Raw genomic sequence first — 25759 nt, 5'->3', positions numbered from 1 at the left:
TGTATTAAAGTTGCATCTCGTTATTTCCTGTTTTAAGCACTATTTAGCGCGATGAAAGAGGTGAGGTTAAATTTTATAGGCTCAAGACAATTTGCGCGCCAATAGCCTTGTAAAAGCGTTATATGCGATGTAGATAGCAAAAGAAAATGCGCTTACTCTAAAAATGAGTAAACGCATAAAGATAGGGTGCACAATTTAATATATTTTATGAGTGATGTTTCTTAAGTTGTTGAGTGTATCTCCAGTACATGAAACCTAGTAAGATAAACCAGATTGGAGATAAAAATACTGCAGTTCTTGTTACTGGGTTGACGAATAATAAGGCGAATACAAAAACGAAAAAGATTAGAATTAAGTATCCTGAGAAACGTCCACCATGTAATTTATAAATTGAATTCTTATGTGCTTGAGGATTACGTTTTTGATAGTTAATATAAGCAACGATAATTAATGCCCAAACGACTAAGAATAATACGGTTGATATTGTTGTTACATATGTGAATACTAATGTTGCATCTGGGAAGATATAGTTTAATAATGCTGCGACAAGTAACAATGCACATGAAACAAAGATTGCGATGTGCGGTACACCGTGTTTATTTGTTTTGTTGAAAATAGGTGGTGCTTGTTCTTGTCTAGATAAACCGAATAACATACGGCTATTTGAGAAAATACCACTGTTACATGATGATGCAGCAGCTGTCAGAACTACGAAGTTGATGATACCTGCTGCGAATGGTATTCCGACTAATGCGAACAATCTTACGAACGGACTGTCAGATGGATCTACTTTGTACCAAGGAATAATTGACATAATCACTGCAAGTGATCCCACATAGAATAGAAGGATACGTACAGGTACACTATTAATCGCTTTTGGAATTGTCTTTTCAGGATCTTTGGTTTCTCCAGCTGTTACACCTATTAACTCAATCCCTACGAATGAGAAGAGTGCCATTTGGAATGACATGAAGAAGCCTGATACCCCTTTAGGGAAGATTCCGTGATTATATAAGTGTGTGAAGCTGGCATGACCGAATTTAGTTTGATAAGCCATAAAAATCATGCCTAAACCAACAACGATTAAAACAATGATTGTTGTAACTTTGATAATCGCAAACCAGAATTCTAATTCACCGAAAATCTTTGCACTTAATAAGTTAAATGCCATTAACACAAGTACACAGACAAGTGCGCTGACCCAGTTAGGAATTGCTGGCCACCAGAAGCTGACATATTTTGCGACGGCTGTCACTTCTGCCATTCCTGTGATGATCCAACATAACCAATATGTCCAACCTGTCACAAAGCCTGCGAAAGGCCCGATATATTCATTCGTAACATCTGCGAATGATTTAAAATTAGTGTTTGAAATTAAGATTTCCCCTAAACCTCTCATAAACATAAACAACATCAAACCGATAATGATGTAGGTTAGTAGTATGGAAGGTCCTGTCATTGCAATCGTTTGTCCTGCCCCTAAGAACAATCCAGTACCAATCGCGCCGCCAATCGCGATTAACTGTATGTGTCGATTGCTTAACTCTCTTTGTAAATTGTTTGCCATAAATTAATTCAACTCCCTTTTTGCACCTTATTAATATTATGCACATATCCATAGAATATGACAAATGGTTTTTGTAAATATTGGGAATTTTCATGCAATTATCAATGAATAAAAGTTATGAAGAATGATAATTAATTAGAAATAATCGGCAGATTTACAGGGGTTTTCGTTACTTAAAACTATAAAAATGTAATATAATACCTATAAAAGCAATGAGATGTGGTCAAAACAGGTTGTTTTAGCTGTTAGAACATTGGAACCGCTTTATGTAAAGTTTCGAAATTGTTCACAAATGGGTATATATTGGATATAATACTAAATGAAAGCCATTTCAATTTGTTATAGAAAAGGGGAAATTAATATGGCAGAATTGCATAAAGGTTTAGAAGGGGTAATTGCAGCTGAAACTAAGGTAAGCTCAATTATCGATAGCCAACTGACATATGCTGGTTACGACATCGATGATTTAGCAGAAAACGCATTATTTGAAGAAGTAGTATTTTTATTATGGAACTATAGACTACCAACGCAAGACGAATTGGATAAGTTGCAAGAGAAATTATACGAATATGCGAAGTTAGATCAAAAAGTCTATGAGCATTTCGAAGATTATGCGACAGATGATGTTCATCCAATGACAGCATTAAGAACATCAGTATCATACATTGCACACTTTGATGATAATGCTGAAACAGAGACTGATGAAGAAAAATTAGAACGCGCAATCAGAATTCAAGCTAAAATGGCATCACTTGTGGCGTCATTTGAACGTGTAAGACAAGGTAAAGAGCCGGTTTATCCTAAGAAAGGTTTAAACTATGCGGCAAACTTCCTTTATATGTTACGCGGTGAAGAACCAACTGACATTGAAGTTGAAGCATTTAACAAAGCATTGGTATTGCATGCAGACCATGAATTAAATGCATCAGCATTCACAGCACGTTGTGCAGTATCATCTTTATCAGATATGTATTCAGGTATTGTTGCGGCAGTAGGTTCATTAAAAGGACCTCTACATGGCGGTGCAAACGAACGTGTTATGAACATGTTATCTGAAATTCATTCAGTGGATGAAGTTGAACCATATATTGATAATAAATTGAAAAACAAAGAGAAAGTTATGGGCTTTGGACACCGTGTTTATAAAAACGGAGATCCACGTGCAAAATATTTAAAAACTATGAGTAAAAAAATTACGGATGAAACAGGCCAAAAACATCTCTATGATATCTCAGTAGCGATTGAAGACTTAATGAAAGAACGTACAGGAATCATCGCTAACGTAGACTTTTATAGTGCCACTGTTTATCACAGCATGAACATTCCGCATGATTTATTTACTCCAATCTTCGCAGTGAGTCGTTCTGCAGGTTGGTTAGCACACATTTTCGAGCAATATAGAGATAATCGTATTATGAGACCACGTGCGCGATATATCGGTGAAACAAATCGTAAATATTTACCGATTGAAGAGCGCTAGATTTTAACAGCGACATTCTTGAATCATACAGCACAAAATTTATATTAACGGAGGAATTTAGAATGGCACCAGAAAAAATTGTTAAACAAGAAGACGGTTTATTAGTACCAAACAATCCTATTATTCCATTTATCATCGGTGATGGTATTGGACCAGACATTTGGAGAGCAGCAAGCCGTGTATTAGATGCAGCGGTTGAAAAAGCATACAACGGTGAGAAAAAAATCGAATGGAAAGAAATCTTAGCTGGTCAAAAAGCATATGATGAAACTGGCGAATGGTTACCACAAGAAACTTTAGATACGATTGAAGAATATTTAATCGCAATCAAAGGACCTTTAACTACACCAATCGGTGGCGGTATCCGTTCATTAAACGTAGCATTACGTCAAACATTAGACTTATATGCTTGCTTACGTCCAGTACGTTGGTTCAAAGGTGTTCCATCTCCTGTTAAACGTCCTGAAGACACTGACATGGTTATCTTCCGTGAAAACACTGAAGACATTTATGCAGGTATCGAATTTAAAGAAGGTACACCTGAAGCTAAGAAATTAATTGATTTCTTACAAGATGAAATGGGTGCTAAAAATATCCGCTTCCCAGAAACTTCTGGTATCGGTGTAAAACCTGTCTCTAAAGAAGGTACTGAACGTTTAGTACGCTCAGCTATCCAATATGCGATTGATAACAATCGTAAATCAGTAACATTAGTGCACAAAGGTAATATTATGAAATTTACTGAAGGTGCATTCAAACAATGGGGTTATGATTTAGCTGAAAGTGAATTCGGCGATAAAGTCTTCACTTGGCAACAACATGATCGCTTAGTAGAAGAAAAAGGTAAAGAAGAAGCAGATAAAATCCAAGATCAAGCAGTGGCTGATGGTAAAATCATCATCAAAGACTCAATTGCGGATATCTTCTTACAACAAATCTTAACACGTCCTGCTGAATACGACGTTGTAGCAACTATGAACTTAAATGGTGACTACATTTCTGACGCATTAGCAGCACAAGTTGGCGGTATCGGTATTGCACCTGGTGCAAACATCAACTATGATACTGGCCATGCGATTTTCGAAGCAACGCACGGTACTGCACCTAAATATGCAGACCAAGATAAAGTGAACCCTTCATCAGAATTATTAAGTGCAGTATTAATGTTAGAACACTTAGGTTGGCAAGAAGCTGCTGACTTAATCACAGATTCAATTGAAAAAACAATTGCATCTAAAGTTGTAACGTATGACTTCGCACGTATGATGGATGGTGCGAAAGAAGTGAAAACTTCTGAGTTTGCTGATGAATTAATCAAAAACCTATAAGCATCAATCTGTTTCAAGCTATACCGCTCTCTAAAAGGGTGGTATAGCTTTATTTTTTTGCTTTTATAGGTTATTAAGCGTATGTTAAGTTTATGTAAAGATGTTTCGTACTATGTTATCTTTTTGAAAATATAAGTTATAATTAAGATGAAAAATACACAGGGGGTAACACGATGTCACAAAAAATTTTAGTAGTCGATGATGAACAATCAATTGTAACTTTGCTGAAGTATAATTTAGAAACAGCGGGTTATTTAGTAGAAGTTGCTTATGATGGTGAAGAAGCACTTCAAAAATTGAATGCCGTACAACCAGATTTAGTGGTATTAGATGTAATGCTGCCAAAGTTGGATGGTATTGAAGTTTGTAAAACGATTCGTTCAGATCGAAATCTTGTTCCTATTTTAATGTTGACTGCCAAAGATGATGAGTTTGATCGCGTATTAGGCTTAGAATTAGGTGCAGATGATTATATGACGAAACCATTCTCTCCGAGAGAAGTTGTTGCACGCGTTAAAGCGATTCTACGTAGATCTAAACAAGTCCAAAGTCAAAAAGAAGAAGAAACAGACAGTGAAGATGTGGTTATCGGTTCTATTAAAATTAGACCTGAGTACTTTGAAGTCTATAAAAATAATGAACTGTTAGAATTAACCCCTAAAGAATTTGAGTTGCTTCTTTATTTAATTGAACGCCAAGGCCGTGTGATTACACGTGAACATATGTTGAACTCTGTTTGGAATTATGAGTTTACAGGTGATTCTAGAATTGTGGATGTGCATATCAGTCATTTAAGAGATAAATTAGAGGAGAACCCTAAGCAGCCGAAACTAATTAAAACGGTTCGTGGATTAGGCTATAAACTAGAAAGACCTAAATCTGCAAATTGAAGTTCTACACAAGATTACTGCTGACGTTAGCCGTTTTAATTATCTCTTGTCTCGTTGCGCTAGGTTTATTGATCAATCATGCGATATATACCACAATCTCATCAAGAGATGCGGAGAATCTAAGGCATGATGCAGAGCGTATTAATGAGACATACAAAGCACATCATGAAGCGTCTCTAAAAGAATACGCACACTTAAATAATTTTACAATTTCCATACATAGTAATGATGGAGGTAAAACATTATTTAAATCAGATCACAAAGTACCCGCAAATCCAAACATCAATGTCGTCGGAAATCCATCAAATCTACTTTATGATACGCATAAAGATCATCAAAGATATACTTACAAATTTATAAGCAATGATCATTTCATTATTATTACTGGGTACGATAATGAAATCATACAACTTCAATTTGAAGCTTGGAAATATATTACGATTATTGGATTATTCATAATCGCTTTAGTCTTTTTAATCGTTAGAAACATTAACCGTACGTATATCAGACCTATCAATGATGTGACATACGCGACGAAACTCTTGGCACAAGGGCATTATCACATCAGAGTACCTGAAAGTAATGTCAAAGAAACGAGAGATTTATTCGTCACAACGAATGAATTGGCACGTCGTTTACAAAAAATGTATAACGAACAAAAAATTCAATCGAATCGTTTGAAAACGACACTAGAGAATATTCCAAGTTCTGTCTTAATGATTGATAAATACGGTAAGATAGTCATTGCGAATACAGCTTATTACGAAATGTTCAATCCTGAAACCAATGTCGTGAATCAAAATTATAATCGTGTCATTAAAGGCAAACTCAATACCTTAATTATAGATGCCTTTAAAACTGAGAAAACGATGAACGAACAGGTTAAAGTTTACTTGAACAATGTGCATGAACGTTACTTTGATACGGTTTGTGTACCAATACTTTCTCGTAAGAAGAAACGTATGCAAGGTATGGTTGTAGTACTGCATGACATTACTAGCTTGAAAAAGTTAGAGAATTTAAGACGTGAATTCGTCGCAAATGTTTCTCATGAATTGAAAACACCAATCACTTCAATCAAAGGCTTTGCGGAAACTTTAATAGATGGGGCAAAAAATGACGAAACAACATTGGACGAATTCTTGAATATTATCTTGAAAGAGTCCAATCGTATTGAATCATTAGTTGAAGATTTATTAGACTTATCGCATATTGAGCAACAAAAAGAAGTTGAAATCGAACCTGTTGATTTATCTGAAGTGACAAGAAATACTGTAAAAACGTTATATACAAATGGTAAAAAGAAAAATATTTCTTTAGAAACCGATATCGAAGATTATGTGATTATTGATGCGCAAACCTCAAAAATTGCGCAGGTTGTCGTTAATATCGTCAGCAACGCGATTAATTACTCTCCTCAAGACAGTAAAGTTTATGTACGTGTTTATAAAGAGGGAGAAAAATGTGTGTTAGAAGTTGAAGACTTTGGGATTGGTATTGCTCCTGAAGATCAAAAACATATCTTTGAGCGCTTTTACCGTGTCGATAAAGCCAGAAGCCGTGATTCAGGCGGCACAGGTCTAGGTTTATCTATCACAAAACACATTGTTGAAGCTTACCACGGACGTATTCAAATCGACAGTCAAGTGGGTGTCGGTACCACTTTTAAAGTGATCTTTTTCGACAATAAAACAAAATCAATTAAATTATCATAATTTAAGCGCTGGAAGGAATTCCGGCGCTATTTTTATGAGAGGGTATGTGACATATGATAAAATAGAAACAAATCAATTCTGGAGGTTATAGTTTGGAAAAATTAGTGTTAATTGATGGGAATAGTTTAAGTTTCCGAGCATTTTATGCATTGCCTCTACTAACGAATCGTGCAGGCATTCATACAAATGCCACTTATGGATTTGCGATGTTATTAGAAAAAATTATTAAAGAAGAGCAGCCGACGCATTTCTTAGTCGCATTTGATGCTGGGAAAACAACATTCAGACATCAAACATTCAAAGATTATAAAGGCGGCAGACAAAAGACGCCACCAGAATTAAGCGAACAATTTCCGTTAATCCGACAATTATTAGATGCTTATCATATTAAGCATTATGAATTAGAAAATTATGAAGCGGATGATATTATCGGTACATTAAGCAAAGCGGCAGATAAAGCAGGTTTTGAAACAATTATTGTCACAGGTGACCGCGATTTAACCCAATTGGCTTCAGAACATGTCACAATATATTATACGAAGAAAGGTGTTACAGACGTTGATCACTATACGCCTGATTTTATTGCGGAGAAGTATAACGGTTTAACACCTTCACAAATTATTGACATGAAAGGCTTAATGGGAGACAGCTCAGATAATATTCCTGGTATTGCCGGCGTTGGTGAAAAGACAGCAATCAAATTATTAAATCAATTTGAAACTGTTGAAAACTTATATCAACATTTAGATGAAGTCTCAGGTAAAAAATTAAAAGAAAAACTTGAAAATGGTCATGATGATGCATTGATGAGTAAACAACTTGCGACGATTAATCGAGAAAGTCCTATCGAAGTAACACTTGAAGAAACAAAGCTGCCTGAAGATGTGGATCAATCTCAAAAGATTGAATTGTTCAAGGAACTAGACTTCAAACAAATGTTAAATCAAATCGATGTTGATGCAGATGTGGAAACAACATCAGAGAAAACATATGACATTGAAACAGATTTCAGTCAAATCGATTTCAATCAATTAAAACAGGCAGCAATACATTTTGAAGTGGATGAAGGCGACTATTTAACTGCAGATATTTTGAAATTCGGCTTTAAAGCAGAAGACCATTTCGTAGTGATAAATGCAGATGAAATTCAAAATAATTCTGAGCTCATTCAATGGTTAGAAGATGAACAAACTGAGAAATATGTTTATGATGCGAAGAAAACGTACGCGGAAGCACATCGTTTAGACATTGATATTAAAAACATTACGTTTGATATTATGTTAGCAAGCTATATTTTAAATCCATCTCGTTCTATTGATGATGTCCATTCAGTTGTCGTGGATTATGGCCAACATTATGTATCTGAAGCGGTACATGTCTTCGGCAAAGGTAAAAAGAGACAGATTCCTGAAGATAACGTCTTAAATCCTTATATAGCATCAATTTTAGATGCGATTGATGCGAGTACACCAGTGATGATTGATGCTTTGAAGGAATATAATCAATTAGATTTATTCAATGATCTAGAGTTGCCGCTTGCTCGTATTTTAGGTCAAATGGAAGAAATGGGTATCTATACTGATATGGAAGCACTTAAAGAAATGGAAAGAGAAATTCAAAGTAAGTTAGATACTTTAATTGCACGAATCCATGAAGCAGCGGGAGAAGAATTCAATATTAATTCCCCAAAACAACTGGGTGTAGTTTTATTTGAAAACCTCAAATTACCTGTGATTAAGAAAACAAAAACAGGCTATTCGACTGCAGTAGATGTTTTAGAACAACTACAAGGTGAACATCCTATTATTGAAGATATTTTAGAATATCGCCAGTTATCGAAATTACAATCTACGTATGTAGAAGGATTACAAAAAGTAATTCAAGAGGATAACCGTATTCATACACACTTTAACCAAACACTTGCGCAAACAGGTCGTCTATCATCTGTTGATCCTAACTTGCAGAATATTCCTGTACGTTTAGAAGAAGGGCGTCGCATCAGAAAAGCATTTAAACCTGCTGAAGCGAACAATGTGATTTTATCAGCGGACTATTCTCAAATTGAATTACGTGTGTTAGCACATATTACACAAGATGAAAGTATGATGAAAGCCTTCAGAGAAGGGCATGATATTCATACAGCAACGGCGATGAAAGTATTTGATGTAGAAGCGGATGAAGTAGATAGTTTGATGCGTCGACAAGCGAAAGCGGTCAACTTTGGTATTGTATATGGCATCAGTGACTATGGTTTAAGTCAAAGTTTAGGGATTACAAGAAAAGCAGCGAAAAAATTTATTGATGATTATTTAGACAGCTTCCCAGGTGTTAAGCAATATATGAGCGACATCGTTAAAGAAGCGAAAGCAAAAGGCTATGTAGAGACGTTGCTTCATCGTCGCAGATATATACCTGATATTACAAGTAGAAACTTTAACCAACGTAGTTTCGCAGAAAGAACGGCGATGAATACACCAATCCAAGGCAGTGCTGCAGATATTATTAAATTAGCGATGGTCAATTATGACAAAGCGGTTAAAGAAACGGATTTCCATGCGCATTTACTACTGCAAGTGCACGATGAACTGATTTTCGAACTTCCAAAAGAGGAAGTAGAGGCATTTAGTGCATTTATTGAAGATATCATGGATAATGCCATTGAATTAAACGTACCTTTACAAGTGGATACTAATTATGGTCCAACTTGGTACGATGCAAAATAGAAAGAAGGTCCAAAATTGCCTGAATTACCAGAAGTAGAACATGTTAAAAGAGGGATTGAGCCCTTTGTGCTCAATCAAACGATAGAACATGTCTTGTTCTCAGACAAAGTCATTGATGGAAAAGCCAGTGGCAGAGACACAATTATTAAACAAATTGATTTATCTATGTTTAAAAATCGTACAGAAGGCTATAAAATTACACGTGTGGAACGCAGAAGTAAGTATATCCTTTTGTATTTAGAAAAAGATGAAGATAAAAGAGTGCTGGTCAGTCATTTAGGTATGACTGGCGGCTATTTTGTCGTTAATGATTTAAAGGATATTAACGTACCGAATTATCAAAAACATTGGCACGTCAATTTTAAACTTGGCAACGGCAAACAATTAATTTTTTCTGATATTCGACGCTTTGGCGAGATTAAAAATGTAGATGATATCACTGCTTATACTACATTTGAAAAGATGGCGCCAGAGCCATTTGATGATAATGCATATACACACTATCAAAAACAATTAGCATTGCCGAAATATCAGAATAAGCCGATTAAACAAGTGATCTTAGATCATCATGTTATAGCAGGTTGTGGCAATATTTATGCTTGTGAAGCTTTATTTAATGCGAGGATTCATCCCAAACGTAAAGTACAAGACTTAACGAAACGCGAACAAAAGCGTGTGTTTGATGAAGTGGTTCAAGTACTTGCGCTTGGTATTGAACAAGGCGGCACAAGTATTTCTGATTATCGCCATGCAGATGGTCAAACTGGACATATGCAAGATTATTTAAATGTTTATAAAAAGAAAACATGTCCAGTATGCGGCGGGCCAATTCACACAGAAGTGATAGGCGGCAGAAACAGTCACTTCTGTCCAAATTGTCAAAAATAAATATATTGAACGAGGGAGATTAAATTATGCAAAAAGTAATTGGTTTAACAGGCGGAATCGGAACAGGAAAATCTACTGTATCTGAATTGCTTGCAATTCATGGTTTTAAAATTGTGGATGCAGACGTAGCAGCGAGAGAAGCGGTAGAAAAAGGTTCTGAAGGTTTAGCACAAGTCCGCCAAGTATTTGGCGATGAAGCGATAGATGAGAATGGTGAAATGAATCGCAAATACGTCGGTGAAATCGTATTTAACGATCAAAAAATGCGAGAAAAATTAAACCAAATTATTCATCCTATCGTGAGAACTTTAATGGAAAAGCAAAAAGAAGCTTATTTAAATGAAGGATTTAATGTGATTATGGATATTCCATTATTATTTGAAAATAACCTTCAAGATACTGTAGATGAAACATGGTTAGTCTATGCTTCTGAGAGTATTCAAGTAGAACGATTAATGGAACGTAATGATTTAACGCTAGAAGAAGCAAAAGCACGTGTTTATAGTCAGATTTCAATCGATAAGAAACGTCGAATGGCAGATCGTGTGATTGATAATAGAGGAACAATGTTAGAACTTAAACAAAACCTTGAAGCATTGTTGATGGAGGAAGGTTATATTCAAAGCTCTGAGGGAGTTTAAAATGAATGTAATTTAAATCTAAATGCTAAATAAAAAATTGCTTATCATTAGTGATAAGTAATTTTTTTAATTATTTTGCTAAAACGCTTTCATTCTGGCGCGATTATGTTATACTGATTCCATAAAGTATAACACATATAAAAATCGAGGGGTGCTTTTTATGACAACGAATATTGCAATTAATGGAATGGGACGTATTGGGCGCATGGTTTTGCGCATTGCTTCTAAAAATGATGATTTAAATGTAGTAGCAATTAATGCGAGTTACCCACCAGAAACGATTGCACATTTAGTAAAATACGATACGACACATGGTAAATATGACGGTGATGTTGAACCGACAGAAAACGGTATTCGTATTGATGGTCATGACATTAAATTAGTTTCAGATCGTAATCCAGAAAATTTACCTTGGAAAGAATTAGATGTTGATATTGTCATAGAAGCGACTGGAAAATTCAATCACGGTGACAAAGCGGATGCACATATTAAAGCTGGCGCTAAAAAAGTTTTATTAACAGGTCCTTCAAAAGGCGGCCACGTACAAATGCTAGTTAAAGGCGTTAACGATGACACATTAGATATTGAAGAATTCGATATCTTCAGTAATGCATCATGTACTACAAACTGTATCGGTCCAGTAGCTAAAGTCTTAAATGATAACTTTGGAATCGAAAATGGTTTAATGACTACTGTACATGCGATTACAAACGATCAAAATAACATTGATAATCCACACAAAGATTTACGCCGTGCACGTTCATGTAACGAAAGTATCATTCCAACTTCAACTGGTGCAGCAAAAGCATTAAAAGAAGTATTACCTGAATTAGAAGGTAAATTACATGGTATGGCACTACGTGTCCCAACTAAAAACGTTTCATTAGTAGACTTAGTTGTAGACTTAAAAGAAGACGTTACAGCTGAACAAGTGAACCAAGCATTTAAAGATGCTGATTTAGAAGGTGTCTTAGATGTTTCAGAAGAACCTCTTGTATCAATGGACTTTAACACAAACGCTAACTCAGCAATCGTTGATGCGATGTCAACAATTGTAATGGGTGATAATAAAGTTAAAGTTATCGCATGGTACGACAATGAATGGGGTTACTCAAACCGCGTTGTTGATATTGCAGTTCAAATTGGTGAATTGTTAAATACAAAAGAAACAGCAACAGCTTAATTGAAACTGCTGTCATAAATTTTTGCCAGATAATCAGAAGTAGGGCTCTGATTATCTGGCTTTTTCTTGTCTTAGTTTCCTTTCTTTTGTGACTTGCACTTTTATAGTATAATAGGCGTAATTAATCAAAGAGGTGAAAATGAATGAAATGCCCTAAATGTAATTCTACGCATTCGCGTGTAATAGATTCTAGACATGCAGATGAAGCTAATGCCATTCGTAGACGCCGTGAATGTGAAAATTGCGGGACGCGTTTTACCACATTTGAGCATATTGAAATGAGTCCGCTGATTGTTGTGAAAAAAGATGGGACACGTGAACAATTTTCACGTGAAAAAATCTTAAATGGGCTTGTTCGTTCGTGTGAAAAGAGACCAGTCGGTTATCAACAACTCGAAGATATTACTAATAAAGTGGAATGGCGTTTAAGAGATGAAGGTCAAGCGGAAGTTTCGTCAAGAGAAATCGGTGAACATGTGATGAACTTACTCATGCATGTCGATCAAGTATCTTATGTTCGATTCGCTTCTGTCTATAAAGAATTTAAAGATGTAGATCAATTATTAGAATCTATGCAAGGTATCTTACAAGAAAAGAATAAACGGAGTGAATCTTGATGAAGCTAAGTCAAAGTGACTTCGGATTACGTCCGCAAGATCCATTCAAAGTACTGCAAGCGCAAAAGCTTTCAGCAGCACAACTTGAAGTATTGAATCGCTTATTTATACCACTAATCGGTACGACAGCAATTGGTGTTTATCACTATCTTTCTCAATTTGTTTCAGTCAAACAACAAAAAGATTATACACATTATGTCATTATGAGTGAATTAAAATTAAATTTAGGTCAGTTCAGAGAAGAAATGAATCGTTTAGAGGCGATTGGATTGATTAAAACGTATGCGAAGCATGATGAAAATCAATCACAATTTGTATATCAACTTGTCGATCCGCCTTCTCCTAAAACGTTCTTCAATGATCCAATGTTATCTGTGTATCTTTATAAAGAAGTTGAAGGTAAACGATTCCATGAATTGCGCCGTTATTTTGAAAGCACACCCATTGATTTATCGGATTATTATGAAGTAACGCGAAACTTTACGGATGTATTTAAAGTGCCGAATCAGGCATTAGATAATATAGATATGTCACACCAAATTACGGAAAGTCAAAGTTATGAGGGTATGAACATAGCGCGTGTACATTTTGACTTTGAATTACTGTATCAATTATTGAGTAATCATTTTGTCAGTGCAGAAATTATAAAAGATGACACTAAACATCTTATTACACAATTAGCTGTTCTTTATGGTATTACACCTGAAGGTATGAAAAATTTAATTTTGAAATCATTAACAAGTGCACAAAAGATCTCGTTTGAAGAGTTGCGTAAACAAGCACGTGCATTTTATGCGATAGAACACGAAAATCAATTGCCACCTTTAGAAATGAAAACTGAGCCATTGAATATAGATACAACTAATGAAGAAGGCCAAATTGAAATCACTTCAATTCCTCAAACTGATGAAGAATTTAAACAATGGTTCAAATTGATGGATACCATGAGTCCGATTGATATGTTAACAGGGTGGGCAAAAGCAGAACCAACACCTAAACAAAAGTATTTAATAGAAGACTTGATTGTGCGTGAACAATTGCCATTTGGTGTGATTAATATGTTATTGCAATATGCGATGCTGAAAAATGATATGAAATTAACGAAATCATATATATTGGAAATTGCATCAAACTGGAAAAAATTAGAAATTTCATCAGCTGAAGAAGCGTATCACCATGTGATGAAATTGAAAAAAGCTGAACAAGAACGTCAAAACAAAAGTTATCCATCATCAGGTGACTCAAAACGATTTAATAATAGAAGAAATCAAGTATCCAAAGAAATTACACCTGAGTGGTTATTGAATCGTGAACATGAAAAACGACGTAAAAAAGGTGACAAACGGTCATCTGCTTCAACTGATCAATCACTCGCACAAGACAGTGCGGCCTTTTTACAACACTTAAAAGAAACATGGAAGGAGGATGAATAATATGAAACGTTTCAGCAATATCATGCAGACTTCTCCAGATTTTCAGAAGCGATTTGAGAAAATCAAAAGAGATGTCGTGAATGACCCGGATGTTAAACGCTTCTTAGAAGCACATCAATCTGAAGTGACAAATCGGATGATTGAAGAAGATTTGAATATCTTACAAGAATATAAAGATCAGCAAAAACATTATGATGGTCATGAATTTAAAGATTGTCCTAACTTTGTGAAAGGGCATGTGCCTGAACTTTATATCGAACATAATAGAATTAAAATCAAATACCTTCCTTGTCCATGTAAAATTAAGCATGATCAAGAACAGCGTGAAGCACATTTGATTACGTCGCATCATATGCAGCGAGATACATTGGATGCGAAGTTAGCTGATATCTATATGGATAATCGTGAACGATTGAATGTTGCGATGAAAGCTGATGAATTATGCAAAGCGATTGTAAGAGGAGAAAGTGTTAAAGGTTTATACTTATATGGTTCATTTGGTACAGGTAAATCCTTTATTTTAGGAGCCATTGCCAATCAATTGAAGTCAAAACTTATCCCTTCAACCATTGTTTACTTACCAGAGTTTATCCGTACATTAAAAAATGGATTTAAAGATGGGTCGTTTGAACGTAAATTACAAGTTGTCAGAGAAGCCAATATTTTAATGCTAGATGATATTGGCGCAGAAGAAGTCACACCATGGGTAAGAGATGAAGTCATTGGACCATTATTGCATTATAGAATGGTTCAAGAGTTGCCGACATTCTTTAGTTCTAACTTTGATTTTAAAGCGTTAGAACATCATTTAGCGATGACGAGAGACGGCTCTGAACAAACGAAAGCAGCAAGAATTATGGAGCGTATTAAATCTTTAGCAGAACCTTATGAATTAACTGGCGAAAATTATCGGGATGATTGATATTTTGTGAAAATGAGTTATAATGGAATTAAATCTAAATCAACGTAAACATTAAAGGATATGACATGTATTTCATCTGTTGTACAGAAAATTGCTGGTGATGAGAATGCAGTTAACAGACACACATGTTACTCCCTTTTAGATATGATATTCGTAATGAGTATCCGGCTCAAGACCGTTATCTTATGCAGAGATAAGAAGCAGTTCACGGGAATGTTCTGTTTCTTAAACTAGGGTGGTATCACGAGAACCTCGTCCCTTTATAGGGCGGGGTTCTTTTTGTTTTACGTGAAGATTATAAATGGAGGCGTTTATGAATGGACAAAATTAGTATTACATTTCCAGATGGCAACAGTTCTGAATTTGACAAAGGCATTACTACTGAAGAAATCGCACAATCCATCAGTCCGGGGTTAAGAAAAAAAGCGGTCGCAGGTAAATTTAACGGACAAATGGTTGATTTAACACGCCCACTTGAAGAAGATGGCGCAATTGAAATTATTACACCAGGCAGCGAAGAAGCACTTGAAGTATTACGTCACTCTACAGCACACTTAATGGCGCAAGCATTAAAACGTTTATATGGCGATGTTAAATTTGGCGTAGGTCCTGTCATCGAAGGTGGTTTCTACTATGATTTCGATACTGATGCTAAAATCTCATCAGATGATTTCCCTGAAATTGAAAAAACAATGAAACAAATTGTAAATGAAAATCATAAAATCGAACGTAAAGTAGTCAGCCGCGATGAAGCGAAAGATTTCTTTAAAGACGATCCGTATAAACAAGAATTAATTGATGCAATTCCAGAAGATGAAAACGTGACACTCTATACACAAGGTGAATTTACTGACTTATGCCGTGGTGTTCATGTGCCATCTACTTCAAAAATTAAAGAATTCAAACTATTATCTACAGCTGGTGCGTACTGGCGTGGTGACAGTGACAATAAAATGTTGCAACGTATCTACGGTACGGCGTTCTTTGATAAAAAAGAATTAAAAGCACACTTAAAAATGTTGGAAGAACGTAAAGAGCGTGACCACCGTAAAATTGGTAAAGAATTAGATTTATTTATGAACAGCCAATTAGTAGGTGCTGGTTTACCACTTTGGTTACCAAACGGTGCGACAATTCGTCGTGAAATCGAACGCTATATTGTAGATAAAGAAGTTAGCTTAGGTTATGACCACGTTTATACACCAGTTATGGCGAATGTTGATTTATACAAAACTTCTGGTCACTGGGATCACTATCAAGATGATATGTTCCCGCCAATGAAATTAGACGAAACTGAAGAAATGGTGTTACGTCCAATGAACTGTCCACACCATATGATGATTTATAAAAATAAACCACATTCATACAGAGAATTACCGATTCGTATTGCAGAATTAGGTATGATGCACCGTTATGAAGCAAGTGGTGCAGTTTCAGGTTTACAACGTGTACGTGGTATGACTTTAAACGATGCGCATATTTTCGTACGTCCAGACCAAATTAAAGAAGAATTCAAACGCGTTGTAGAATTAGTTCAAGAAGTATACAAAGACTTCGGTTTTGAAAACTATAACTTCCGTTTAAGCTATCGTGATCCAGAAGATACAGAGAAATACTTCGACGATGACGAAATGTGGAACAAAGCTGAAGCAATGTTGAAAGAAGCGGTAGATGAAATGAACTTGCCTTATGAAGAAGCATTAGGTGAAGCGGCATTCTACGGTCCAAAACTCGATGTTCAAGTTAAAACAGCCATGGGCAAAGAAGAAACGTTATCTACAGTTCAACTTGACTTCTTATTACCAGAACGTTTCGACCTTGCTTATATCGGTCAAGATGGTGAAGAACATCGTCCAGTGGTTATCCACCGTGGTGTTGTCTCTACTATGGAACGTTTCGTTGCATTCTTAACTGAAGAAACAAAAGGGGCTTTCCCAACATGGTTAGCACCAAAACAAGTTGCAATCATTCCAGTTAATGTTGATTTACATTACGATTATGCGCGTCAAATTCATGATGAATTAAAATCACAAGGTGTACGTGTTGAAATTGATGATCGTAATGAAAAAATGGGTTATAAAATCCGTGAAGCACAAATGCAAAAAATCCCTTACCAACTTGTAATCGGGGATAAAGAGATTGAAAATAATGAAGTGAACGTGCGTAAATACGGTTCAAAAGATCAAGAAACAGTTGAAAAAGACGAATTCATTTGGAATTTAGTTGATGAAATCCGTCTGAAAAAGCAACGTTCAAACTAAGACCTTGAAATCATTCATGAATTAAGGTATATTACAATGTAGTTAATTAAATATAAAAAAGTGTTAGAGGTTGCATCTTTGATGAGTTGCTTATCAGAAGCTTTATTGGAGCGTATGTTGAATAAGTTAAAGGTAAAGATGCCGAAATTTACAATAGCCATAACTATTGTATTTTGGGTCAGTTTCCGAATAGGAGCTGAACTGTCACATAATGTGATGTGCTACCGTATATGATAAATTTCAAATGATGGTCGCATATCTCAGCGGCCATCATTTTTGTATTCACGCAAGCCTCTATACTAAAGAAAGGAATCGATTATGAACAATCAATCTAGTAGTCAGGATGCAGGCATCCAAAGAGGTCTGAAAGACCGTCATATTTCCATGATTGCCATCGGAGGATGTATCGGAACGGGATTATTCGTTACATCTGGTGGTGCAATTCATGATGCCGGCCCACTTGGTGCATTAATCGCTTATGCGGTGATCGGTATTATGGTATTCTTCTTGATGACATCATTAGGAGAAATGGCAACGTACTTACCAGTATCTGGTTCATTCAGTACGTACGCAACACGATTTGTAGACCCATCATTAGGCTTTGCTTTAGGATGGAACTATTGGTTTAACTGGGTTATTACTGTCGCAGCAGACGTTACCATTGCGGCACAAGTAATTCAGTACTGGGATCCGATGAAAGGCATTCCAGCCTGGGCATGGAGTGTATTCTTCCTTATCATCATCTTCGCTTTAAACTCACTATCAGTAAGAGTTTACGGTGAAAGTGAATATTGGTTTGCATTAATTAAAGTAGTTACTGTAATTGTCTTTATCGCAATCGGTTTATTAACAATTGTCGGCATTATGGGCGGCAAATTTATCGGATTTGAAACATTCACATCTGGTAGCGGTCCAATTTTAGGCGGCAATTTAGGCGGCAGTTTATTATCTATCTTAGGTGTATTCTTAATTGCCGGATTCTCATTCCAAGGAACAGAGTTAATTGGTATTACAGCAGGGGAATCAGAGAATCCTGAACGTGCTGTACCTAAAGCAATTAAACAAGTGTTCTGGAGAATTTTACTATTCTACATCTTAGCAATCTTTGTAATTGGTATGATTATTCCTTATACTCATCCAGCATTAATGGGTGGAGATAATGATATTGCGACATCACCATTTACATTAGTATTTAAAAATGCTGGGTTAGCATTTGCAGCATCATTTATGAATGCGGTCATCTTAACTTCAGTATTATCAGCAGGTAACTCTGGTATGTACGCTTCAACACGTATGTTGTACTCTATGAGTAAAGATAAACTTGCAGCTAAAGCATTCAGCAGAACAACAAAACAAGGTGTACCATTATTAGCGTTAATCGCAACAGGTGCTGTAACAGTTTTCATTTTCATCTTACAACATTTAAATGGTGATGCTTATGAATATATCGTAGCAGCAAGTGGTATGACAGGATTCATCGCATGGGTAGGTATTGCGATCAGTCATTACCGATTCAGACGTGCATTTAAAGTTCAAAATTATGATAAACATGAATTGAAATATAAAGCGAAATGGTTCCCATTCGGTCCGATTTTTGCAGGTATCTTATGTTTGATTGTAATTATCGGCCAAGATGTTGATTTTATTAAAACAGGTGACTTTGATCCAAACCGCTTCATCATCACTTATATGGGTATTCCAGTTTTCTTAGCATTCTTTATTTATCACAAATTAAGATATAAAACTAAAAAAATTCCATTAAATGAAGTTGACTTAAGTCAAGACGTGGATATGAGCCAATTTAAATAAAGTTTAAAATTTTAATTGACTTTGTCTTGTAATGTTGATATGATTGTATACGTTGAATACGAAACGAACCAAGTAGAAGCTTCCCGCTTCTCACCTGTAGCGACGCTTAAGGCTGTTGGCAGGTCCAAAACAACGTTACAAGAATAACGTTGACTTTATGGAAAAGAGCGGGCACTTCTGTGTCCGCTCTTTTACTTGGGATATTTCGTAAATATAACGGAGGTGTTAACCATAGCAAAAGATCAAACGCAAGTTAACGATAGAATTCGCGCAAGAGAAATTCGTGTCATTGGTCAAGACGGTGAACAAATCGGTGTTAAACAAAAACGTGAAGCATTAGAAATGGCTGATCGTGTCGGTTTAGATTTAGTCGTAGTAGCGCCTAACGCTAAACCACCTGTTGCTCGTATTATGGATTACGGAAAATACAAATTCGAGCAACAGAAAAAAGAAAAAGAAATGAAGAAGAAACAAAAAGTTATCAACGTTAAAGAAATTCGTTTAAGTCCAACAATTGAGGAACATGATTTCCAAACTAAGTTGAAACAAGGACGCAAATTCTTAACAAAAGGCGATAAATGTAAAGTTTCAATTCGTTTCAGAGGCCGTGCCATTACGCATAAGGAAATTGGTCAACGTGTATTAGAGAAATTTGCAGGAGAATGCAAAGATATCGCTTCCGTTGAACAAAAGCCTAAAATGGAAGGGCGTCAAATGTTTATTATGCTAGCGCCACTAGCAGAAAAATAATTTTTAAAGATATTACAGGAGGAATTTCATTATGCCTAAAATGAAAACACACCGCGGAGCAGCTAAACGTGTTAAAAGAACTGCTTCAGGTAAATTAAAACGTTCAAGAGCTTACACTTCTCACTTATTCGCAAACAAAAGCACTAAACAAAAACGTAAATTACGTAAATCATCTTTAGTTTCTAAAAGTGATATGAAACGTGTAGCACAATTATTAGCTTACAAAAAATAAGTTTTAATAAGACAAACGCACAGGTTCGCTTTAGCTTTGTGATAAAGAAAGCGTCCTGACAACAAACTAAAAATAATCAGAGTTATAGATATAACCAAGGAGGAATTCAATATGCCACGTGTTAAAGGTGGAACAGTAACAAGAGCGCGTCGTAAAAAAGTAATCAAATTAGCTAAAGGTTACTTCGGCTCTAAACATACTTTATACAAAGTAGCTAAACAACAAGTAATGAAATCAGGTCAATACGCATTCCGTGACCGTCGTCAAAGAAAACGTGACTTCCGTAAATTATGGATCACACGTATCAATGCAGCAGCACGTAACCACGGCTTAAGCTACTCAAAATTAATGAACGGCTTAAAACAAGCTGACATCGACATCAACCGTAAAATGCTTTCTGAAATTGCGATTTCAGACGACAAAGCTTTCGGTGAATTAGTTGAAAAAGCTAAAGCAGCTTTAAAATAATTCATAAACAAATACTCAATCATCAGTAGTTAAGTGTACTGATGATTGAGTTTTTTATTACAACTTTACGGGGATTTTAAATCTTTGATAGAATACAGACAAGTACATAATACAAAGTAAAGGAGAAACACATGTCGAAATTTGATGAAAGAATTATTGTAGTACCACGAGAAATTGTCTTTAACAAAGAAAAAGATGCTTTCAATGGTTTTTTATCTAAAAATGATCCGTCAGGGGAAGCCATTTTCGATAACTTAGAAAAATACGAAGTCAAACGTCGTGGAGATATGGAAGAAGACCCGACATATAAACAATTAATTTCTTACTGTATCTTAGAAAATGAAAAAGGCGAAACATTAGTGTATGAACGTCTTTCAGGCGGCGGAGAAAGTCGTTTGCATGGCCAATCATCCATTGGCGTCGGTGGCCATATGAATGATGTCATGGATGCTCAGACAATTAATGAAGTCTTACGCGTGAACGCACAACGTGAACTCGAAGAAGAAGTTGGCCTTAATTCCAGCAAGTCACAAAATATGGAATATATTGGTTTTATTAATGACGACACAAATGAAGTTGGAGAAGTTCACTTAGGTGTGGTATTCAAAATCAGAGTAGATTCAAATAGTGTGGAAGCAAAAGAAACTGATACACTTAAAATCAAATGGATGAATCAAGGTAAAATCGAAGATTATGATGATTTCGAAACTTGGAGTGCATTAATCTTAAAAGCATTTAATTAGAAGCGGGTGTAAATAATGACTGATATTATCCCATTTCCACAAAACCAAAAGAAATTGATTCATGATATTAAATCGTATTTTAAGCACGAACAATATGATGAAATGTATGATGCTTTTATAAAGTATGAGAAAGATTTTGAGCTCGATACCGAATTAGCTTTATTAAAGTGTGAAATGCTGCTGCGAATGGAACAGTATTTAGAATTAAGAGAAGAAGCCATTATCTTATTGAAGCAAGGTTTCGATGCATACAATCGTTTGATGGTATATTATATGACAAGTTTGCATGGTTTGGGCCAATATTATGAATGTGTCGAACTTTTCAATCAGATTATTGATCAAGTTAAAGACCATGATATACGAATGCAGCTGTTTCCTATTAAAGAAGATGCACAAATGCAGTTGAATCAAAACAAAAAGCATTATATTTCGAAAATGCGACGTTTTACGTCTTTAAATATTGATCAACAACTATATTTGTTGTTTGATATGATGCATGAAGGTCAATATGGTTTTGCTGAAACCTTTGCGGAACTTTTAAGCCAAGAGCAACTTCATTCACACGTGCAGACAATCATTTTAGAATACTTGAAAAAAGCACAATATCAACAACCTATCAAATTTGTTAAAAATGATGCTGAATTTGAAGTAATCCCAAAAACATTGCCTGGACTAGAATATGCTACTTTCACCCAAAAGGTGATTCCTGAAGTCATGCAACGCTTTGAAGATGAGTTCGGAAGTCAGATGCGCAGTGAAATTTCACAGATGTTACAAGGCTTCGCAATTGGTATTTATCCATTGGACATTGAACAAGAAGCACCTGTTGGGGCATGGATTGATACATTCTTTAATTATATAGAAGGAATGTTGAATCTTTCAGAATCAGCAGAAAAGCATATGAGTGAACCTGTCTTGAAGTGGATTCAAGCGATTGAACAGCATATCACTCAATAATTGGGGTAATATGATATTATTGACCTTGATAGTAAAGAAAAATTAGTTTGTTCTAGCATTGTATATTCGTTCTAATCACAAGGTTTGTAACCAATATAGACGTATGCTATAATGAAAAAGTTGAAAAATTAAAAAAGGATTATCATGGAGGTTTTTATACATGACAGCAACATGGGAAAAAAAGGAAGGTAACCAAGGCGTTTTAGAAGTTACAGTTCCTGCTAAAAAAGTAGATCAAGCAATCGATCAAGCATTCAAGAAAGTAGTTAAACAAGTAAATATTCCTGGTTTCCGTAAAGGGAAAGTTCCTCGCCAAATTTTTGAACAACGTTTTGGTGTAGAAGCACTTTACCAAGATGCAGTAGATATCTTATTACCAGAAGCTTATGGTGAAGCTATCGAAGAAACTGGAATCAAACCAGTTGATCAACCAGAAATCGAAGTAACACAAATCGAAAAAGGTAAAGACTTAAAATTCAACGCAAATGTTACAGTTGAGCCAGAAGTTAAACTTGGTGAATATAAAGGTCTTGAAATCGAAAAACAAAATGCTGAATTAACAGATGAAGAAGTGCAAGAACAAATTGATCACAGCTTAGGTCACTTAGCTGAAATGGTAATCAAAGAAGACGGTGCAGTTGAAGATGGCGATACTGTAAACTTAGACTTCGATGGTTATGTTGATGGCGAACAATTTGAAGGCGGACAAGCTGAAGGCTACGATTTAGAAATCGGTTCAGGTATGTTCATCCCTGGTTTCGAAGAACAATTAGTAGGCTTAAAAACTGGTGAAGAAAAAGACGTTAAAGTTACATTCCCAGAAGAATACCACGCTGAAGAATTAGCTGGTAAAGAAGCAACATTCAAAGTAAAAATCAATGAAATCAAATACAAAAATGTTCCAGAATTAGACGATGAAATTGCGAACGAATTAGATTCAGAAGCAGATAACGTTGAAGAATATAAAGCAAATCTTCGCAAACGTCTAGAAGAAGAAAAGAAAGTCAATGCTGAAAATGTTGAAAAAGAAGAAGCAATCAACAAAGCAGTTGAAAATGCTGAAGTAGACATTCCTGAAGCAATGATTAACACTGAATTAAACCGTATGATGCAAGAATTCGAACAACGTATTCAACAATCAGGTTTAAATTTAGAAACTTACTTCCAAATCTCTGGACAAGATGAGTCTCAATTAAGAGAACAAATGAAAGACGATGCAGAAGCACGTGTTAAAACTAACTTAACATTAACTGCAATTGCGAACGCTGAAGACATTGAAGCATCTGAAGAAGATATTGACAAAGAGTTAGAAGCGATGAGCGCTCAATTCGGTATCTCTGCTGAAGATATCAAGAAAACATTAGGCAACACTGATTTAATTAAAGGTGATGTACGTGTTAAAAAAGTTATCGATTTATTAGTAGACAACGCTAAATTTGTTGAAGCTAAAGAAGATAACAAAGAAGAAAAATAATTCATTGATTTCCAATTAAATAAATGAATAGGTAGAGGGTGAAGTTGCATGGTAACTGATTCATACAAAGATGATGTGCATCGTATGAATTTAAGGATGTGATTTCATCCTCTACCGTGGTTTGTGGTCGAAATCATTTCGTTTTAACAAAGCTTATGCTATATTGTTTGTAAGCAATTTTGTTGCATAACCTTTACAAAATGATATATTCAATATACAAGTTGATAAAGTAATGAAATCACCATAGATATAATAAATTTATTTGTAAATAAACTAAAACCTGCAAAGTAATATCCAATAGATACAGGTTTTAAAAGTAACGATAAAGTCTATAAACACATTAATTGCATACTATAAAGTGTTTTAGTATAGTCTTTATGGAATAGAGGTGTAAATAATAAATGTTTAAGTTCAATGAAGATGAAGAAAAATTGAAATGTTCTTTCTGTGGTAAAGACCAAGACCAAGTTAAGAAACTTGTGGCTGGCAGCGGTGTATACATTTGTAACGAATGTATCGAGCTATGTTCTGAGATTGTTGAAGAAGAGCTTGCACAAACTGCTACAGAAGAATTTACAGATTTACCGACTCCAAAAGAAATTATGGATCAATTAAACAATTATGTAATTGGTCAAGAGAAAGCTAAGAAATCATTATCTGTTGCGGTATACAACCACTATAAACGTATCCAGCAATTAGGACCGAATGATGACGATGTAGAACTTCAAAAAAGTAACGTTGCTTTAATCGGACCTACAGGTAGCGGTAAAACATTACTTGCACAAACTTTAGCTAAAACATTGAATGTGCCATTTGCAATTGCAGATGCTACTAGTTTAACTGAAGCGGGTTATGTAGGTGAAGACGTAGAAAATATTTTATTACGTTTAATCCAAGCTGCTGACTTTGATATTGATAAAGCAGAAAAAGGTATTATTTACGTGGATGAAATTGATAAAATTGCACGTAAATCAGAAAATACTTCAATCACACGTGATGTGTCAGGTGAAGGTGTACAACAAGCATTGCTTAAAATTCTTGAAGGTACAACAGCAAGCGTTCCACCACAAGGCGGACGTAAGCATCCAAACCAAGAATTTATCCAAATCGATACTACAAATATCTTATTCATCTTAGGTGGTGCCTTTGATGGTATCGACGATGTTATTAAACGTCGTTTAGGTGAAAAAGTAATTGGTTTCGCAAGCAATGATGCAGCGAAAGTTGATGAAAGTGCATTATTAGAACACATCCGTCCAGAAGATTTACAATCTTATGGTTTAATCCCTGAATTTATCGGACGTATTCCTATTGTTGCAAACTTAGAAACGTTAGATATTTCAGCATTGAAAAATATCTTAACACAACCTAAGAATGCCTTAGTTAAACAATACAAAAAAATGCTTGAACTAGATCATGTAGAGCTTGACTTTACTGACGAAGCTTTAACAGCAATCGCTGAAAAAGCAATTGAACGTAAAACAGGTGCACGTGGTTTACGTTCAATCATTGAAGAATCATTAATTGAAATTATGTATGATATTCCATCTACAGACGATGTTGCGAAAGTGGTTATCACTGCAGATACTATCAATAATGAATCTACACCAGAATTGTATGATGCAGAAGGTAATGAAGTTAATTTAGAAAAAACATCTGCATAATATAGATAAATCGA

21 protein-coding genes, 1 riboswitch and 1 other annotated feature are annotated in these 25759 nt (G+C 35.3%); of the genes, 20 read left to right on the top strand and 1 reads right to left on the bottom strand.

Translation table 11 applies throughout. The features are described 5' to 3' along the window. Positions 1 to 205: 205 nt before the first annotated feature. On the bottom strand, positions 206 to 1567 hold the full coding sequence (locus ACFCT9_RS03960; RefSeq protein WP_412521068.1) for an amino acid permease: 1362 nt from the start codon (positions 1565 to 1567) through the stop codon (positions 206 to 208). Between the two features lie 361 nt (positions 1568 to 1928). Here ACFCT9_RS03960 and ACFCT9_RS03955 point away from each other — a divergent pair, with 361 nt between their 5' ends. The 20 genes from ACFCT9_RS03955 to clpX all read left to right on the top strand — a co-directional run bounded on the left by ACFCT9_RS03955 (position 1929) and on the right by clpX (position 25745). Further along, positions 1929 to 3047 carry a citrate synthase gene (locus ACFCT9_RS03955; RefSeq protein ID WP_412521066.1) on the top strand — a complete coding sequence of 373 codons (1119 nt, stop codon included), beginning with the start codon at positions 1929 to 1931 and terminating at the stop codon, positions 3045 to 3047. A gap of 62 nt (positions 3048 to 3109) precedes the next feature. Beyond that, positions 3110 to 4375 (top strand): NADP-dependent isocitrate dehydrogenase, encoded by a 1266-nt coding sequence (gene icd, locus ACFCT9_RS03950; RefSeq protein ID WP_412521064.1) that lies wholly within the window; start codon positions 3110 to 3112, stop codon positions 4373 to 4375. Positions 4376 to 4548: 173 nt separating this feature from the next. Next, complete coding sequence (locus ACFCT9_RS03945) at positions 4549 to 5265, top strand: response regulator (RefSeq protein ID WP_412521062.1); 717 nt, start codon at positions 4549 to 4551, stop codon at positions 5263 to 5265. Next, positions 5262 to 6980: a two-component system histidine kinase PnpS gene (gene pnpS / locus ACFCT9_RS03940; protein WP_412521060.1), complete on the top strand. Its 1719-nt coding sequence runs from the start codon at positions 5262 to 5264 to the stop codon at positions 6978 to 6980. Before ACFCT9_RS03945 ends, pnpS begins: the two co-directional genes overlap by 4 nt. A 92-nt stretch (positions 6981 to 7072) precedes the next feature. Continuing rightward, a complete protein-coding gene (gene polA, locus ACFCT9_RS03935) occupies positions 7073 to 9703 on the top strand; it encodes a DNA polymerase I (RefSeq protein WP_412521058.1) in 2631 nt (876 codons plus the stop codon). A 15-nt stretch (positions 9704 to 9718) separates the two neighbouring features. Further along, on the top strand, positions 9719 to 10591 hold the full coding sequence (mutM, locus tag ACFCT9_RS03930; protein WP_412521056.1) for a bifunctional DNA-formamidopyrimidine glycosylase/DNA-(apurinic or apyrimidinic site) lyase: 873 nt from the start codon (positions 9719 to 9721) through the stop codon (positions 10589 to 10591). A gap of 26 nt (positions 10592 to 10617) precedes the next feature. Continuing rightward, complete coding sequence (gene coaE / locus ACFCT9_RS03925; protein WP_412521055.1) at positions 10618 to 11232, top strand: dephospho-CoA kinase; 615 nt, start codon at positions 10618 to 10620, stop codon at positions 11230 to 11232. Between the two features lie 160 nt (positions 11233 to 11392). After that, the gene (locus tag ACFCT9_RS03920) at positions 11393 to 12415 is read left to right on the top strand and encodes a glyceraldehyde-3-phosphate dehydrogenase (protein WP_412521053.1); all 1023 of its coding nucleotides are present in this window, start codon (positions 11393 to 11395) and stop codon (positions 12413 to 12415) included. A gap of 143 nt (positions 12416 to 12558) precedes the next feature. Further along, positions 12559 to 13032 (top strand): transcriptional regulator NrdR, encoded by a 474-nt coding sequence (gene nrdR / locus ACFCT9_RS03915; RefSeq protein ID WP_412521051.1) that lies wholly within the window; start codon positions 12559 to 12561, stop codon positions 13030 to 13032. Beyond that, positions 13032 to 14465 carry a replication initiation and membrane attachment family protein gene (locus ACFCT9_RS03910; RefSeq protein WP_412521049.1) on the top strand — a complete coding sequence of 478 codons (1434 nt, stop codon included), beginning with the start codon at positions 13032 to 13034 and terminating at the stop codon, positions 14463 to 14465. Before nrdR ends, ACFCT9_RS03910 begins: the two co-directional genes overlap by 1 nt. Before the next feature lies 1 nt (position 14466). Then, a complete protein-coding gene (dnaI, locus tag ACFCT9_RS03905; RefSeq protein WP_412521047.1) occupies positions 14467 to 15387 on the top strand; it encodes a primosomal protein DnaI in 921 nt (306 codons plus the stop codon). A 317-nt stretch (positions 15388 to 15704) separates the two neighbouring features. Continuing rightward, positions 15705 to 17648, top strand: coding sequence for a threonine--tRNA ligase (gene thrS, locus ACFCT9_RS03900; protein WP_412521046.1), 1944 nt, complete (start codon positions 15705 to 15707; stop codon positions 17646 to 17648). A 56-nt stretch (positions 17649 to 17704) separates the two neighbouring features. Further along, a riboswitch (Lysine riboswitch) is annotated at positions 17705 to 17880 on the top strand. An 86-nt stretch (positions 17881 to 17966) separates the two neighbouring features. Further along, positions 17967 to 19457: an amino acid permease gene (locus tag ACFCT9_RS03895; protein ID WP_412521044.1), complete on the top strand. Its 1491-nt coding sequence runs from the start codon at positions 17967 to 17969 to the stop codon at positions 19455 to 19457. A gap of 64 nt (positions 19458 to 19521) precedes the next feature. Further along, positions 19522 to 19658, top strand: a sequence feature (ribosomal protein L20 leader region). Between the two features lie 21 nt (positions 19659 to 19679). After that, the gene (gene infC, locus ACFCT9_RS03890; protein ID WP_107604780.1) at positions 19680 to 20207 is read left to right on the top strand and encodes a translation initiation factor IF-3; all 528 of its coding nucleotides are present in this window, start codon (positions 19680 to 19682) and stop codon (positions 20205 to 20207) included. Between the two features lie 31 nt (positions 20208 to 20238). After that, a complete protein-coding gene (gene rpmI / locus ACFCT9_RS03885) occupies positions 20239 to 20439 on the top strand; it encodes a 50S ribosomal protein L35 (RefSeq protein WP_412521041.1) in 201 nt (66 codons plus the stop codon). A 111-nt stretch (positions 20440 to 20550) separates the two neighbouring features. Further along, positions 20551 to 20907, top strand: coding sequence for a 50S ribosomal protein L20 (rplT, locus tag ACFCT9_RS03880; protein ID WP_002481155.1), 357 nt, complete (start codon positions 20551 to 20553; stop codon positions 20905 to 20907). Positions 20908 to 21038: 131 nt separating this feature from the next. Continuing rightward, positions 21039 to 21650: an NUDIX domain-containing protein gene (locus ACFCT9_RS03875; RefSeq protein ID WP_412521039.1), complete on the top strand. Its 612-nt coding sequence runs from the start codon at positions 21039 to 21041 to the stop codon at positions 21648 to 21650. Positions 21651 to 21665: 15 nt separating this feature from the next. After that, the gene (locus ACFCT9_RS03870; RefSeq protein ID WP_412521038.1) at positions 21666 to 22607 is read left to right on the top strand and encodes a hypothetical protein; all 942 of its coding nucleotides are present in this window, start codon (positions 21666 to 21668) and stop codon (positions 22605 to 22607) included. A 160-nt stretch (positions 22608 to 22767) separates the two neighbouring features. Beyond that, a complete protein-coding gene (gene tig / locus ACFCT9_RS03865) occupies positions 22768 to 24081 on the top strand; it encodes a trigger factor (RefSeq protein ID WP_412521036.1) in 1314 nt (437 codons plus the stop codon). 401 nt (positions 24082 to 24482) lie between these two features. Beyond that, positions 24483 to 25745 (top strand): ATP-dependent Clp protease ATP-binding subunit ClpX, encoded by a 1263-nt coding sequence (gene clpX, locus ACFCT9_RS03860; protein ID WP_412521034.1) that lies wholly within the window; start codon positions 24483 to 24485, stop codon positions 25743 to 25745. Positions 25746 to 25759 lie beyond the last annotated feature (14 nt).

Source organism: Staphylococcus simulans (assembly GCF_047037175.1).
Taxonomy (GTDB): Bacteria; Bacillota; Bacilli; order Staphylococcales; family Staphylococcaceae; genus Staphylococcus; species Staphylococcus simulans_C.
The sequence above is the reverse complement of the archived record's forward strand: the minus strand, read 5'-3'. Positions and strand labels throughout refer to the sequence as shown.